Source organism: Ligilactobacillus acidipiscis DSM 15836 (genome assembly GCF_001435755.1).
GTDB classification, from domain to species: Bacteria; Bacillota; Bacilli; order Lactobacillales; family Lactobacillaceae; genus Ligilactobacillus; species Ligilactobacillus acidipiscis.
Genome location: NZ_AZFI01000033.1, coordinates 1 through 15,575, shown reverse-complemented (window position 1 = coordinate 15,575; position 15,575 = coordinate 1). Strand labels below are relative to the sequence as shown.

Below are 15,575 nucleotides of genomic sequence, written 5' to 3'. Positions count from 1 at the left end.
CATCAACACTATTTGACAAAGTCCCATTATTGGCAGGCACGTTTCTCATTTTAATCAGTTTGAAAAATGCAGAAGCTGAGTTTTCTCAAACTTAGATATCAAGCAAAGCTTCTTAAGCTTCACCTTTTAATTTCATAATATCGCGAGCAATCATCAATTCTTCGTTCGTTGAAAGGCGTAAAACAGCAACCTTAGAATCTGGTTGTGAAATGATCCCTTCATAATTTTCGGAGTTCTTAGAATCATCAAATGTTAAGCCCAAGTATTCTAAGCGCTCCATGATCCGTTTACGAACTGGGATCGAGTTTTCACCGATTCCAGCAGTAAAGACGATACCATCAACACCGCCCATTTCAGCAATATATTCGCCAATGTACTTAACCACGTTTTTGACGAACATATCAATGGCTAAACCAGCACGTTTGTTGCCTTGACCTTCAGCTTCCAGCAAGTCACGCATATCTGAAGAAACACCAGAAATACCAATTAAACCAGATTTGTGGTTTAAGATATCCAACATATCATCCATTGAGTCGATGTTCAATTTGTTCATCATATAACCTAACAAAGCTGCATCAACATCGCCAGAACGCGTAGCCATTGTAACACCTGTTAATGGTGTAAAGCCCATCGAAATATCAAATGATTTACCATTCTTGACAGCACAGACAGAAGAACCTGCACCTAAGTGACAAGTGATCAGCTTAAGATCTTCGACTGGTTTACCCAATTTTTCTGCTGCTAATTGAGAAACATATTTATGACTGATACCATGTGCGCCATAACGACGAACACTGTAGTCTTGATACCATTCATAAGGGGTACTGTATAAGTAGTTGACAGCTGGTATCGTTTGATGGAAAGCTGTATCAAAGGAAGCAACTGAGAAGGCATCTGGCAAGATTTCCTTAAAAGCCTTGATACCCATCAAGTTAGCAGGATTATGCAATGGTGCCATATCTGCAATTTCATCGATATGTTTGATAACTTCATCATCTACAACAACAGAGTGTTTAAAATATTCACCACCAGCCACAACACGATGACCAACGCCAGTAATTTCGTTAAGGTCTTTAACGATGCCCAGATCCTTCAACAAGAATGTTAAGCGATCAACAGCAACTTCGTGATCCTTAATTTCCTCTGCATGCTCATATTTTTGTCCGTCGCCATATTTGATCTTAATTTTTGATCCGTCAATACCGATCCGGTCGACTAAACCGTCTGCCACTTCTTTTTCTTCTGGCATGACTAACAATTTAAACTTCAAACTTGAACTGCCTGAGTTAATGACCAGCAGCTTCTCCATATTTGATCCTCTCCCTTTTACATTCTATACAACATTAAAATATCATAGTCCAACTAATTAACATTGTAAACGTTTAATATCTAAATTTGAACATTAATTAAACTTCAATGAATCAATTACTTTTCTAACATACCATTGAAACTGGTAAAAAAACAGTATCTTGAACTAGAAATATAATTTAAGCGCAGAAAAACCGATTCTTTATTAATACAGTTGCGCCGATCTATTTCGGCTTCAAGAATAGTTCAAAAAAATGGTATAAAATCCAAAAATAGATTTTACACCATTGATCACTACAATTATACTTTTTATTTTTTACGATTCCTTAGGGCTCGCTTTTTAGCCTTCTTCAAATCACGTTCACGATCTTTTTTAGCCTGTTCCTTTTCAGCTCTTTCACGGTTGATCTTAAATGGATTATTGATCAAAAGCGTCTGACCAACTGAAAAGGCATTCGTGATGACCCAGTATAATGACAATGCAGCAGGAACATTTAACGCAGTAATAAAAATCATTAACGGCATCCCATAAGTCATTGCTGCTGTCATACCTTTTTGTCCTGTATCAGGCTGAGACATCATACTCAATTTTGACGTCGCAAATGTAAAAATAGCGGCTAGGACCGGCAAGACGAAATATGGATCTTTATCACCTAGCTGCATCCACATAAATGTACCAGTCTTCAATTCTTGAGATCTGAAAATAGCTTGATACAAAGCAAGTAAGACAGGCATCTGTACCAGCAATGGTAAGAAACCGGCAACTGGATTAACTCCAGCTTCAGCATATAATTTTCTTTGTTCTTCTTGCATCGCACGCATTGAATCTTGATCACGGTCAGGATACTTTGCTTGTAATTCCTTCAATTGCGGCTGCAGATCCATTGTTTTCCGTGATGATTTCATTTGATAAAACATCAACGGTAAAATAATGATCCGAACAATAATAGTGAAGATAATGATCCCCCAACCATAACTGCCACCAAACAAGTTACTCAAGGCTTTGATCGCGCGTACAAAATTCCAGATAATATAATGGTCCCAAAATCCTGTACTTTGAGAATTTACAGGATCAGTACTACATGCGCTAAGCACTAGTACTAAAGACAAAGCTCCAAATAAAGCAAGAGCCTTTTTCCCCTTTTTCAACGTGTTCTACCTCTCTTAATTGAAATTCTTAACTATATAATATTCGCTAAAGAAAGAACATGGATCAAATGCTGTTTAACCTCAGCAGTAGACATTCCTGCAGCACTAGGACGTGCGATCACGAGAAAGTCACAATCTTGTTTAAGTTGCGGTTTTAATTCGGTTAAACTTTGGCGTATCCGCCGCTTGACCCAATTACGTGCTACAGCGTTTCCAATCTTCTTGCCAACTGAGATTCCCACACGAAAATGAGGTTGTCCGGTTTTTTCCAAAACATAAACCACAAATTGACGATTAGCACAAGATTTGCCTTGAGTAAAAACTTTTTGAAACTCCGCTTCTTTCTTGACGCGGTAAGATTTACGCATAATACATCTCCAAAAATAACAGAGTGGAGCAAACCGAATAAACCTGAGCACTATCAGGATTCAATTTTGCAGTGTGCTTTTTTGCACTGCAAGATTGAAGCTAGATAGGCGGAAAGTTCTGATTTGCAAAACTCAACTAGTAACTGAGCAAAAAACAGGTAAAAGGCGAATACCAACTAAACACGGTCGCCTTGACTTATAAAAATATCCACTCTTTTTCTAAAAACTTTTTAAAAACACAATTATAAAATAAAAAGACCACTGACGGTCTCAGTGATCTATGCAGACAATACTTTTCTGCCTTTACGGCGTCTACGTGCTAACACATTACGACCGTTACTTGTACTCATGCGTTTACGGAAACCATGTACGCGTTGACGATGGCGTTTTTTTGGTTGATAAGTTCTTTTCATCGGTTCTGACACCTCCTTGGTTTGAACTTCTGTATCCTTTCCTACCATAAAAAGGTAGTCACTTCAAGTTCAGACTTACTTGTCTATGTTATCATATATGGTTTTAATTGCAAACAAAATTTTAAAAAACATCTTTCAACGAACAAAAGATTTAACAATTTTCTGCACATAAAAAAAATTCTTTAAACTTTTTCAGCAGAAATTTTTCAGGCAAAAAACTTTGGTTTAAAAATTTTTTTGAGCAAAAAGTTATCCACACCTTCGCAGTAATACGTGTATTCACAGGCAATTTCCTGTGAATTGTTTTTTTGTAATACACAAACTTTTCGCCAGGGTTATCCACAATCCACAGGTTGTTCCTAAGTAAAGTCCGTCCTGTGAATTACTTTGTGGATAACTAATCTTTAACTTATGGCTCTAAGGGCAGACCTTCATCACTTTCTGTGGATAAACTAAAAATAAGTAACCATTTCCCCAACTTATACACAGCCTGTTGATAATATAAAGAACACTCTGTTATCATTTTTTCTCTACTTATGCACATTGTGGAAAACTAACCTATTCCATGCTACAATGAGTGACGTGTAAATTTAATTAAAGGAGGAATGTCCAGTGCCAGATCTTGAAACTTTATGGCAATTTATTTGCGAAAAGTTCAATGAATCTTTCTCCACAATCACTTATAAAACTTGGATCGAAACTGCAAAACCAATACAGTTTTCCGATAAAACCCTTGTTATCGAAGTCCCTTCAAAACTTCATCGTGATTACTGGACTCAAAGTGTAACCCCACAAATCGTTGAGTTGCTGGAAGAACCGTTGGGTTATAAACTAACAATTTTACCAAAAACTCCCGATGAGCCTAATCCGTTAGAGGCTTATGATCCCGCAGAAAGTTTAACTGCAGATGACTTGGCCTCAGAGACTTCAGGTGCTGCACCATCTAAAGTTTTTGTCAAAAATTCTCAGTTAAATGAACGTTATACTTTTGACACATTTGTGGTGGGAAAAGGTAATCAATTAGCCCATGCTGCCGCATTAGCAGTTGCCGAAGAACCCGGTGTTTTTTATAATCCACTATTTTTCTATGGTGGCGTTGGCCTTGGTAAAACCCATTTAATGCATGCCATTGGCCATCAAATGTTAGAAAATCGTCCAAACGCTAAGGTTAAATATGTAACCAGTGAATCTTTCGCCAATGATTTTATCAATTCTATTCAAACAAAACGACAAGAAGAATTCAGACAAGAATATCGAAATGTTGATCTTCTACTAGTTGATGATATTCAGTTTTTTGCTGACAAAGTTGGTACCCAGGAAGAATTTTTCCATACCTTTAATGCTTTATATGATGATAAAAAACAAATTGTCCTTTCATCTGATCGGTTACCAAATGAAATACCCAAGTTGCAGCAACGTTTAGTGTCTCGTTTTAAATGGGGACTTTCAGTTGATATTACACCGCCAGATTTTGAAACACGGATCGCAATTTTACGCAATAAAGCTGAAGCAGAACATTTAGATATTCCAAACGATACTTTAAGTTATATTGCTGGACAGTTTGATTCCAATATTCGTGAACTAGAAGGCGCTTTAATGCGAGTTCAAGCATATTCGTCCATGAATCACACTAAGATCACAACTAGTCTGGCTGCAGAATCTTTAAAGGGTTTAAATGGTAAAGACCACAATAATAAACTTACGATCCCAGCAATACAAAACAAAGTTGCTAAATATTATCACGTAACTGTTGCTGAATTGAAGGGAAGAAAAAGAGTAAAGGCAATTGTTGTGCCACGACAAGTCGCAATGTTTTTGTCCCGAGAACTCACTGATTCGTCATTACCAAGGATTGGGGAAGAATTTGGCGGCAAAGATCACACAACAGTTATCCATGCATGCGAAAAAATAACAAAAAGTCTAGCAGATGATGCCGAGCTGGAACATGAAGTTAATGAATTAAAAGCAGAATTGCAAGTTTAAAATAAAATTTGCTTAACAGTTTTTACCCTAAATTACGTATTTAAACATAAGAATTAACAAAGCACCTTTTTTGCACATGTGGATAACTGTTGATAAGTTGTCTTTTTTATCCACATGTTATTAACAACCAATCTTTTTAGTTTACTTACTTCAGACTGCTTATTAACATAATTAACAGGCCCTACTACTACGACTATTTTTATTATTAATTAATAATATAAAAAACAGGAGGATATCATTTTATGAAATTCAGTATCCGCAGAAATACATTTATTGCTTCTTTAAACGATGCCCAAAGAGCAATCTCATCAAAAACGGCAATTGATGTTTTAACGGGTATCAAAATTACTTTGTCGGCTAGCAAGTTAACTTTAACTGGTAGTGATGCTGACATCTCGATCGAAACTGTGATCTCACAAGAAGATGACAAAGCTGCTTTAGAAATTGATGAACCTGGCAGCATTGTTTTACCAGCACGTTTCTTTAACGAGATAGTTAAAAAATTACCTGAAGATATGATGACAATTAGTGTAGATGAAAGATTCCAAGCAACGATCACTTCTGGTCAAGCAGAATTTACGATCAACGGTTTAGATTCTGAAACTTATCCACATCTGCCAGAAATCGATGCTGAAGATAAACTAGTGATTGCCGCAGATATTTTAAAAAAAGTGATCAATCAAACTGTGATCGCCGTTTCTAATCAAGAAAGTCGCCCGATCTTAACAGGAATCCATTTGGCATATGGTAACGGAGAATTACTAGCTGTTGCCACAGATTCTCACCGTTTAAGTCAACGCAAAATTATTTTGAATAATGCTGGGACTAAAGATTACGATATTATCGTGCCAGGTAAATCATTGAATGAATTGGCCAAGATGTTGGGTGACTCAAATGAAGATGTTGAGATCCGGATCGCTGAAAATCAAATTTTGTTTACTTTTGCAAATACATCATTTTATTCACGTTTGTTAGAGGGAAATTATCCAGATACTGATCGTTTGATCCCTCAAAGCTCAGAAACAACAGTAGAATTTAACGCCGTTGAGTTGCTGCATTCAATTGAACGAGCCTCATTGTTATCACATGAAGGGCGAAACAATGTTGTTAAGTTGTCGTTGAAGACTAGCGAACAAAAAGCAATTATTTATGGCAATTCTCCCGAAATTGGTAATGTAGAAGAAGATCTTTCCTTCAAGAAATTGGAAGGAAATGATTTGGAAATTTCCTTTAATCCAGATTATATGAAAGATGCATTATCTTCTTTTGGTCAAACTGATATTTTAATGTCATTAACATTACCTTTACGTCCGTTTACATTAGTTCCAACTGAAGACGGAGCTAATTTTGTACAATTGATCACACCAGTTAGAACATTTTAGTGAAATTAGTGAAAAAAATTTATTTTATGGACTCTTAATTGCGAGAGTCCATTTTTTTGGCAAAAAAAGTTTCTCAGAGACTTTAAAGGTTTTATAGCTCTTCTATCCAGATGTAGTTAAAATTGCTCAGAATGGACATATAAGCCGAATAAAATTGTTTTAAGGTCAAAAAAAGGGTATAATTAAAGGGTAACTTATAGAAAGTGAGGGCTGTTTTTTGAAACAAGAAATATCTTTAAAAACACCTTACATAACTCTCGGACAACTGTTAAAGATCGCTGATTTAATTCAAACCGGCGGACAAGCAAAGTGGTTTTTGGCGGAAAACGATGTTTATGTAAATGGAGAACTTGATTCACGTCGTGGAAAAAAGCTTTATCCAGATGATGTAGTCAAAATCAACGACAGAATGATCAAACTTAAAGCTGGAAAATAATTATGTTTTTACAGAAGCTGCAACTTAAAAATTTTAGAAATTATTCAGAGGCTTCATTAAATTTTTCTCCAGGCATCAATGTTTTATTAGGGCAAAATGCCCAGGGAAAAACTAATTTACTCGAATCGATCTATGTTTTAGCCACGGCGCGCAGCCACCGAACAGCCAATGATCGTGAATTGATCCGTTTTGGTAATAGTGATGCTGATATTAAGGGTTTAGTACATCGACGCTCTGATGACTTGCCTTTGGAGCTCGAATTGGGAAAACGGGGTAAAAAAGCACGAGTGAATCACTTGGAGCAAGCCAAGCTTTCACAATATATTGGTCAATTGAATGTAATTTTATTTTCTCCGGAAGATTTGTCATTAGTTAAGGGAAGTCCAACGGGCAGACGACGTTTTATTGATATGGAATTTGGCCAGATCGCGCCACGATATCTTCATGATTTGACAGCGTACCGAGATGTTTTAAAACAGAGAAATCATTACTTGAAATCTTTGAGTATGCATCAAACTAATGACCGGGTTTATTTGGATGTTTTGTCCGAACAATTATCTTTGTTTGGGGGTAGTATCATTGTGCAACGGCAAAAGTTTTTAACCGACCTGGAAAAATATGCGCAGGAACTACATTTGTCGATCACTCAAGGTCAAGAACAATTATCATTTGAATATGATTCAAAATTAAAGGACATTAAGGATCGATCCGAACAGGAATTACAGCAGATAATGGACACACAACTCAAGACACAATACGAAAAAGAGATTTTTCAAGGAACGACCTTGATCGGCCCGCATAGAGATGACATTAAGTTCTTGATCAATGGTAAAAATGTGCAAACATATGGTTCTCAAGGGCAACAAAGAACCACCGCATTATCAGTTAAATTGGCAGAGATCGATGTAATGAAGGAACAAACAGGAGAATATCCGTTATTACTTTTAGATGATGTTTTATCTGAATTAGATGGTCAACGTCAAACTCATTTATTAAAGACCATTCAAAATAAAGTACAAACATTTTTGACGGCTCCAGCAATGAACGATGTAGCTAGAAATCTGATCAAAGCTCCTAAAATTTTTACGATTGAAAAGGGACATGTGGCTGAAACAACGGCTAACGGGGAGCTAGTTTTAAAAACGGTCACTTATTATCCTCAAAGTGATAAACAAGAAGGATAACCTGACTAAATTAAGATTCGAATAGGAATAAAACAACAAACAACTAAATGGCAGTTGGTCAGTTCGAGGATCAACTGTGACTTTTTTGTTAGTAGCATGACTTTAGATAATAAGGAGGATATCAATTGACTGACGAAGAAAGAGAAGTAGAAGCCAAAGAAAAACGGGCGAATGAATACGATGCTAGTCAGATCCAGGTTTTAGAGGGATTAGAGGCTGTTCGTAAGCGCCCTGGGATGTATATTGGCTCGACAAGTACTCAGGGTTTACATCACCTAGTTTGGGAAATTGTTGATAATGGTATTGATGAAGCTCTTGCAGGCTTCTGTGACGAAATCAATGTTACGGTCGAAACCGATAATAGTATTACTGTAAAAGACAATGGTCGCGGTATTCCCGTTGATATTCAAAAGAAGACAGGACGACCGGCTGTTGAAACAGTTTATACGATCTTGCATGCCGGTGGTAAATTTGGCGGTGGCGGGTATAAAGTATCTGGTGGTTTGCATGGTGTTGGGGCGTCAGTTGTTAATGCACTTTCTTCCGAATTGGAAGTGCAGGTCACGCGTGCGGAAGATCCAAATGTATATGCGATGGATTTTGCTTACGGTAAGGTCAAAACGCAGTTGCATGTCATCGCTCAAACTAGTGAACATACACACGGAACAAAGGTTCACTTCAAACCTGATACAGATATTTTTACGGAAACTCATATTTACGATATTAAAGTTTTGACTACACGTATTCGTGAGCTGGCTTTCTTAAACAAAGGTTTAAAATTAACCATTGCTGATCAACGCCCAGAAAAGCCGACGTTTGAAGAATTCCACTATGCTGGTGGTATTAAACATTACGTGGAATTTTTGAATAAAGGCAAAGAAGTTCTTTTTCCTGAGCCAGTATATGTTGAAGGTGAAATGAATGGGATCACTGTTGAAGTTTCACTGCAATATACAGATGATTTTCATTCAAACTTGTTGACTTTCACTAATAACATTCATACGTATGAAGGTGGGACTCACGAGGCTGGTTTCAAGACAGCTTTGACTAGGGTAATCAATGACTATGCTAGAAAACAAGGAATTTTAAAAGATAATGATGACAATCTTTCTGGAGAAGATGTTCGTGAAGGTATTACAGCAGTAGTTTCTGTTAAACACCCGGATCCACAGTTTGAAGGACAAACGAAGACAAAATTGGGTAACTCAGATGCTAGAACTGCAACAGATAAGCTCTTCAGTGAAACATTCTCGCAGTTCATGTATGAAAACCCAACGACAGCTAAGCAAATCGTGGAAAAGGGTTCATTAGCTGCTAAAGCTCGTGTTGCTGCTAAACGGGCTCGTGAAGTAACGCGTAAAAAGAATGGATTAGAAATTTCAAATCTACCAGGCAAGTTAGCCGATAATACAAGTAAAGATCCTGAAATTTCAGAATTGTTTATCGTTGAGGGTGATTCTGCGGGTGGATCTGCTAAACAAGGCCGGTCTCGCTTGACTCAAGCCATTTTGCCGATCCGTGGTAAGATTTTAAACGTTGAAAAAGCAAGTCTAGATCGTATTTTGGCTAATGAAGAAATCCGTTCACTATTTACTGCTTTAGGTACTGGGTTTGGTGAGGAATTCGATGTCAGCAAGGCAAATTATCATAAATTGATCATCATGACTGATGCCGATGTTGATGGTGCCCATATCAGAACATTGTTGTTGACATTGTTCTATCGTTTCATGAAACCAATGATCGACGCTGGGTATGTATATATTGCTCAACCGCCTTTATATCAAGTTCGCCAAGGTAAGATGATCAGATACATTGATTCTGATGAAGAATTACAAGACATTTTATCACAATTACCACCTTCTCCAAAGCCCGCTATTCAACGGTATAAAGGTTTAGGTGAAATGGATGCCGATCAATTGTGGAAAACTACAATGAACCCAGAAAACCGCCGGATGATGCGTGTCTCTTTGTCGGATGCTGAAGAAGCCAATCAGGTTTTTGAGATGTTAATGGGAGACCATGTAGGCCCTAGACGACAATTTATTGAAGAAAATGCCACATACGTTGAAAATCTAGATGCATAATTATTTCCCGGGAAATAATTATAGACTGGGAATAAAATAGGAGGTCAGAAAGTTGGTAGATATACCAGATCGAGTAAAAAATGTCGATTTATCCAAGGTGATGCGGACATCTTTCCTTGATTATGCAATGAGTGTTATCGTTGCTCGTGCTTTGCCTGATGTACGGGACGGGTTAAAACCTGTTCATCGTCGGATATTATATGGAATGAACGAATTAGGTGTCACACCTGAAAAACCTTACAAAAAATCTGCTAGGATCGTCGGAGAAGTTATGGGTAAATTCCATCCGCATGGTGATTCGGCAATCTATGAATCAATGGTTCGGATGGCACAAGATTTCAGTTATCGTTATATGTTAGTTGATGGTCACGGAAACTTTGGGTCTGTTGACGGTGATGGTGCGGCTGCTATGCGTTATACTGAAGCGCGAATGTCGAAAATCACACTAGAAATGTTACGTGACATCAATAAAGACACGATTGATTTTGCACCAAACTATGATGGGACAGAAAGAGAACCAAAAGTTTTACCTGCACGCTTCCCAAATTTGCTAGTTAATGGGGCAACCGGGATCGCTGTTGGGATGACAACCAATATTCCGCCGCATAATTTGGCAGAAGTTATTTCAGCTTTGCATATTCTGATGGATAATCCTGATGCTACCGTTGCTGATTTAATGGAAGCTATTCCTGGACCCGATTTTCCTACTGGCGGGATCGTTATGGGTAAATCAGGCATCCGTAAAGCATATGAAACTGGTCATGGACATATAGTTCTGAGGGCTAAAGTCGATATCAACGAGCAAAAGAATGGTCGGGAGCAAATCATTGTTAATGAATTGCCATATATGGTCAATAAAGCTCGTTTGATCGAGCGGATCGCTGAGTTGGCTCGTGAACGTAAGATCGAAGGCATTACAGATATTAAAGATGAGTCTGACCGTGAAGGAATGCGAATTACTATTGATATCAGACGTGATGTTAGTGCTTCAGTTATTTTGAATAATTTATATAAATTAACATTGATGCAGACATCATTTGGTTTCAATATGTTGGCAATCGTTGGTGGTACTCCCAAGATTTTAAGTTTGAAACAGATCTTGCAGTATTACTTAAAACATCAAGAAGAAGTTATCCGTCGCCGAACAGAATTTGATTTAAAGAAGGCCAAGGCACGTGCTCATATTCTGGAAGGGTTGAGAATCGCTTTAGACCACATTCAAGCAATCATTGACATCATTCGGAGTTCACAAAGCGGTGATGTTGCTAAAGATCGGTTAATGAATGAGTATCAATTAAGCGATAAACAAGCTCAGGCTATTCTTGATATGCGTTTGGTAAGGTTGACCGGCTTGGAACGTGATAAAGTCGAAAACGATTATAAAAAGACGATGGAAGCTATTGCTGATTATGAAGATATTTTGGCTCATAAAGAACGGATCAACCAAATTATTTATGAGGAACTCTTGCAGATTCAAGAAAAGTTTGGTGACAAACGGCGGACAGAATTGCTTGTTGGTGATGTGACAAGTATTGAAGATGAAGACTTGATCGAAGAAGAAGCTGTTGTCATTACTTTGACACATAATGGCTATATCAAGCGAATGCCAACTAGTGAATTTAAGTCACAAAATCGTGGAGGCCGCGGTGTTCAAGGAATGGGAGTTCATGAAGGAGACTTTATCGAACAACTGATTTCAACTTCAACTCACGATGAACTGTTATTCTTTACCAATACTGGTAAAGTTTATAGTTCTAAGGGATACCAGATTCCTGAATACGGCCGTTCTGCTAAGGGAATCCCGGTAATCAATATGTTAAATATTGATCCTGACGAAAAGGTAGCAACTGTCATTACAGTTCCAAAAGAAGATAGAGATAATCCGGATAAAGCGGATAAATTCCTATTCTTCACAACTAAAAACGGTGTTGTTAAACGGACAGCAGTTTCAGAATTCTTGAATATCAGAAAGAATGGTTTGAAAGCTATTACTTTACGTGACGGGGATGAATTGATCGGTGTTGCTCAAACGGATGGAAACCAAAACATTATCATTGGGACTCACCAAGGTTTTGCTGTTTCATTCTCTGAAGAAAAGGTTCGCTCTATGGGCCGTTCAGCTGCAGGTGTACGTGGTATTAGATTAGGTGAAGGCGATTATGTGATCGGTGCTGATATCTTAGCACCTGATAGTAATGCTTTTGTTATTTCTGAACAAGGCTATGGTAAGCAAACTCCAGCTAGTGAGTATGCTATCCGAGGTCGTGGCGGTAAAGGTGTTAAGACCGTTAATATTACTGCCAAAAATGGTCCGCTTGTTGGATTAACAACCGTTTCGGGCGATGAAGATATCATGGTCATTACTAATAAGGGTGTACTGATCCGTTTTGCAGTTGCTAATGTTTCAACAACTGGCCGTTCAACACTCGGTGTTCATTTGATCAATTTGGAAGAAGATTCTTTTGTATCTACGATGGCTAAGGTTGAACCTGAAGAAGTTGAAGAATCTGAAACTAATTCAGAGACAGCAACAGATGCTCAAGCTAGTTCAGAAACAGGGTCTGAATCTGAGGATCAAGAAGAAAACAATAAAAATGAGGACAATTTGGACTAAATAACAAATTAGAAAATAAAAAAGACATTTTTTTGCGTATATATGTTATGTAGCGTAGATCAATGATCCAGAAGAAAAGAATAGTTAATAAGAATTTGGACTTAAATTTAGCTGTGGAATGATTGTTAGCTTCCAACTTCGTTTGTTTTAAGCAGTTATTGCAAATGCAATATAAACGTGCTATAATTCTAATTCGTGAGTATCTAAGCATTTTAGATTACTCTCCTTGTCCTCTACGTTAGGATAGGGGGCCAAAAGTCCATAAGGAGGTGTAAACAGTCATGACAAATTATGAAATTACCTACATTATCAGCCCAGCTATTGATGAAGCTGCCAAGAATGACTTGGTAGAACGTTTCGATAGCGTTTTGAAAGACAATGGTGCTGAAGTTGTAGATTCAAAAGACTGGTCTAAGCGTCGTTTTGCTTACGAAATTGGTGGGTTTACAGAAGGTATCTACCACGTTGTAAACGCCAAGGCAGAAAAAGCTGACGCTATTAATGAATTTGACCGTCTTGCTAAATTCAATGACGGAATTTTACGTCATATGATCGTTAAACGTGAAGCTTAATTTTTGAAATCAGAAGGGGGAACGAATTTTGATCAATAGAGCCGTATTAGTCGGAAGACTGACCCGTGATCCTGATTTGCGCTACACATCTTCCGGAGCTGCTGTTGCATCTTTCACAGTTGCTGTCGATCGTCCATTTACAAATCGTTCAGGTGAACGAGAGGCCGACTTCATTAATTGTGTTATTTGGAGAAAAGCAGCTGAAAACTTTACTAACTTTACGCATAAGGGTTCAATGGTTGGAATTGATGGACGGATTCAAACACGTTCATATGAAAACCAACAAGGAAATCGTGTGTTTGTAACAGAAGTTGTTGTTGATAATTTTGCATTACTTGAGTCTAAAGCTCAGTCAGAGCAATATCGCCAACAACATCCTAGCTCTCAGGGCAATAATTCTGCTCCTTCTTCGCAATATTCATCACAACAGAATAATAGTAATCCGTATGGCAATCCTAACAATAACAATAATCAAGGTGGTTATCAGAACCAGAATAATTCTAATTCTGATAACGATCGAGATCCGTTTGCGGATAGTGGCCAACAGATCGATATTTCTGATGATGATTTACCATTCTAGTAACTGGAGGAGGAAAAAACATGGCACAACAACGCAGAGGCGGACGTCGTCGCCGTAAAGTTGATTTTATCGCAGCTAATCATATTGAATATATTGATTACAAAGATACAGATTTGTTAAGAAGATTCATTTCTGAACGCGGTAAGATCTTGCCACGTCGTGTTACAGGCACAAGCGCAAAGAATCAACGTAAGTTGACGATTGCTATCAAGCGTGCTCGTATCATGGGCTTACTACCATTTGTAACAGAAGACTAATTAAAAAGTGGGCGAATATGTTATTAAGTGTATAAATATCGTTTAATTTGATTCGCTCTATATTATGGATTTTATCGATCCACCAAAAAGGCTCCAAGAAGTTGTTTTTACAACTTCCTGGAGCTATTTTTGTGCCTATGGATAGATATTTAACCCTTTTTTGTAAGCAACAAGGTTAAACTGATACACTTGGTAGATATTGTCAGGTGAGTTTTATGAAAAAAAGCTCTGTTCACCTAACTTAGACATTATGTGTTAAGAAACGTGACATTAATGTCTAAGCCCTTAAGTTTATTTCACTCTGTTTTAGTCATTAGCTATTTCTATTTGATAATAATCCCATCGTTTATAAGTAATGACATATTCTGCCACGGTATTCTTAACGGATAACCGTATTTTTTTCTCCTGAAAAACGGTTGGTTGTTCTCCCTTCAGCTGGAGCATATTAGCGACAAATTCGTTTGTAGGGAAGCAAATCTTATTGATTTCTTTAGAGGGCATGTCATTTAAATTAATCGAAAAATCGCTCCGAAAGCGTTGATAGATCGAGCTATAGTAATCCGGATCTTTTGGACGGCGAATAAAGCGTTCCGGGATATATGATTGGTGATAGATATATGGTATGCCATCGGCAGTCCTTAATCTGACTATTTTGTAATAATGTTCATATGTGGATAAATTTAATTCTTTTAAAATATTGGGATCATTTTCCTTAGTCAGCGAGAGAACTTTTACTTGATCTTCATCAGAAGAAAAAATTTCCTTGTCTGTGAATCGAACAAGTTTGTTAACATGTTTACGCGAAACAAAAGTACCCTTTCCCTGGTAACGAACTAAGTAGCCTTCCTTAACTAATTCTTGCACGGCACGGATCACCGTGATCGAGCTGGCATCATACATTTTGACAAGTTCGGCCTGACTATAAAATTTATCGCCGCTTGAATAAGTACCGTTGAGTATCTGACTTTTTAGGTCATTTTTTATCGTAAGGTATTTCGGTGTTTTCAAATTTTCGCAACTCTTTTCTTTCTGCTAATTATATTAAGTTTAACCTAGCGAGAGATCAAGTGAAATGAAAAAATGTTTATTTTTGTTATTTAATAACGTTTACATATAGAACTTGCTATGTTAATATACTAAGTGAAAATTGCAAGTGTTGAAAGGGTGAACATCATGGAACAATTTAGTATAGGGAAGCATGATTTTTATTTAAATCGTCGTTTGTAAAATTAAGTTAGAAATAAA

At 37.4% G+C, this 15,575-nt stretch carries 14 protein-coding genes; 9 read left to right on the top strand and 5 right to left on the bottom strand.

The annotated features are described in order from the left end of the window. Positions 1–112 precede the first annotated feature (112 nt). The 4 genes from FC65_RS04130 to rpmH form a co-directional block, all read right to left on the bottom strand. On the bottom strand, positions 113–1,309 hold the full coding sequence (locus tag FC65_RS04130; RefSeq protein WP_010495670.1) for an acetate/propionate family kinase: 1,197 nt from the start codon (positions 1,307–1,309) through the stop codon (positions 113–115). A 308-nt stretch (positions 1,310–1,617) separates the two neighbouring features. After that, positions 1,618–2,457, bottom strand: coding sequence for a membrane protein insertase YidC (gene yidC, locus FC65_RS04125; protein WP_056971653.1), 840 nt, complete (start codon positions 2,455–2,457; stop codon positions 1,618–1,620). A gap of 32 nt (positions 2,458–2,489) precedes the next feature. Further along, the gene (rnpA, locus tag FC65_RS04120; RefSeq protein ID WP_010495666.1) at positions 2,490–2,825 is read right to left on the bottom strand and encodes a ribonuclease P protein component; all 336 of its coding nucleotides are present in this window, start codon (positions 2,823–2,825) and stop codon (positions 2,490–2,492) included. Between the two features lie 278 nt (positions 2,826–3,103). Then, positions 3,104–3,238, bottom strand: a complete 135-nt coding sequence (gene rpmH, locus FC65_RS04115) for a 50S ribosomal protein L34 (RefSeq protein WP_003701411.1) — start codon at positions 3,236–3,238, stop codon at positions 3,104–3,106. A 612-nt stretch (positions 3,239–3,850) separates the two neighbouring features. Here rpmH and dnaA point away from each other — a divergent pair. From dnaA to rpsR, 9 genes are all read left to right on the top strand, one after another. Then, a complete protein-coding gene (dnaA, locus tag FC65_RS04110) occupies positions 3,851–5,221 on the top strand; it encodes a chromosomal replication initiator protein DnaA (RefSeq protein WP_056971652.1) in 1,371 nt (456 codons plus the stop codon). Positions 5,222–5,463: 242 nt separating this feature from the next. Beyond that, positions 5,464–6,603, top strand: coding sequence for a DNA polymerase III subunit beta (gene dnaN, locus FC65_RS04105; protein ID WP_056971651.1), 1,140 nt, complete (start codon positions 5,464–5,466; stop codon positions 6,601–6,603). Positions 6,604–6,820: 217 nt separating this feature from the next. Further along, the gene (yaaA, locus tag FC65_RS04100) at positions 6,821–7,039 is read left to right on the top strand and encodes a S4 domain-containing protein YaaA (RefSeq protein ID WP_010495644.1); all 219 of its coding nucleotides are present in this window, start codon (positions 6,821–6,823) and stop codon (positions 7,037–7,039) included. Positions 7,040–7,041: 2 nt separating this feature from the next. Next, a complete protein-coding gene (recF, locus tag FC65_RS04095) occupies positions 7,042–8,223 on the top strand; it encodes a DNA replication/repair protein RecF (RefSeq protein ID WP_010495641.1) in 1,182 nt (393 codons plus the stop codon). Between the two features lie 125 nt (positions 8,224–8,348). Then, on the top strand, positions 8,349–10,307 hold the full coding sequence (gyrB, locus tag FC65_RS04090; protein WP_056971650.1) for a DNA topoisomerase (ATP-hydrolyzing) subunit B: 1,959 nt from the start codon (positions 8,349–8,351) through the stop codon (positions 10,305–10,307). Positions 10,308–10,359: 52 nt separating this feature from the next. After that, entirely contained in the window at positions 10,360–12,921 is a 2,562-nt protein-coding gene (gene gyrA / locus FC65_RS04085) for a DNA gyrase subunit A (RefSeq protein WP_056971649.1), read from the top strand. Between the two features lie 281 nt (positions 12,922–13,202). After that, positions 13,203–13,493 carry a 30S ribosomal protein S6 gene (gene rpsF, locus FC65_RS04080; RefSeq protein ID WP_056971648.1) on the top strand — a complete coding sequence of 97 codons (291 nt, stop codon included), beginning with the start codon at positions 13,203–13,205 and terminating at the stop codon, positions 13,491–13,493. Between the two features lie 28 nt (positions 13,494–13,521). Next, positions 13,522–14,073 (top strand): single-stranded DNA-binding protein, encoded by a 552-nt coding sequence (ssb, locus tag FC65_RS04075; RefSeq protein WP_056971647.1) that lies wholly within the window; start codon positions 13,522–13,524, stop codon positions 14,071–14,073. Positions 14,074–14,093: 20 nt separating this feature from the next. After that, complete coding sequence (gene rpsR, locus FC65_RS04070) at positions 14,094–14,330, top strand: 30S ribosomal protein S18 (RefSeq protein ID WP_010495631.1); 237 nt, start codon at positions 14,094–14,096, stop codon at positions 14,328–14,330. Between the two features lie 306 nt (positions 14,331–14,636). Here rpsR and FC65_RS04065 read toward each other — a convergent pair whose 3' ends face one another. Further along, the gene (locus FC65_RS04065) at positions 14,637–15,338 is read right to left on the bottom strand and encodes a GntR family transcriptional regulator (RefSeq protein WP_056971646.1); all 702 of its coding nucleotides are present in this window, start codon (positions 15,336–15,338) and stop codon (positions 14,637–14,639) included. Positions 15,339–15,575 lie beyond the last annotated feature (237 nt).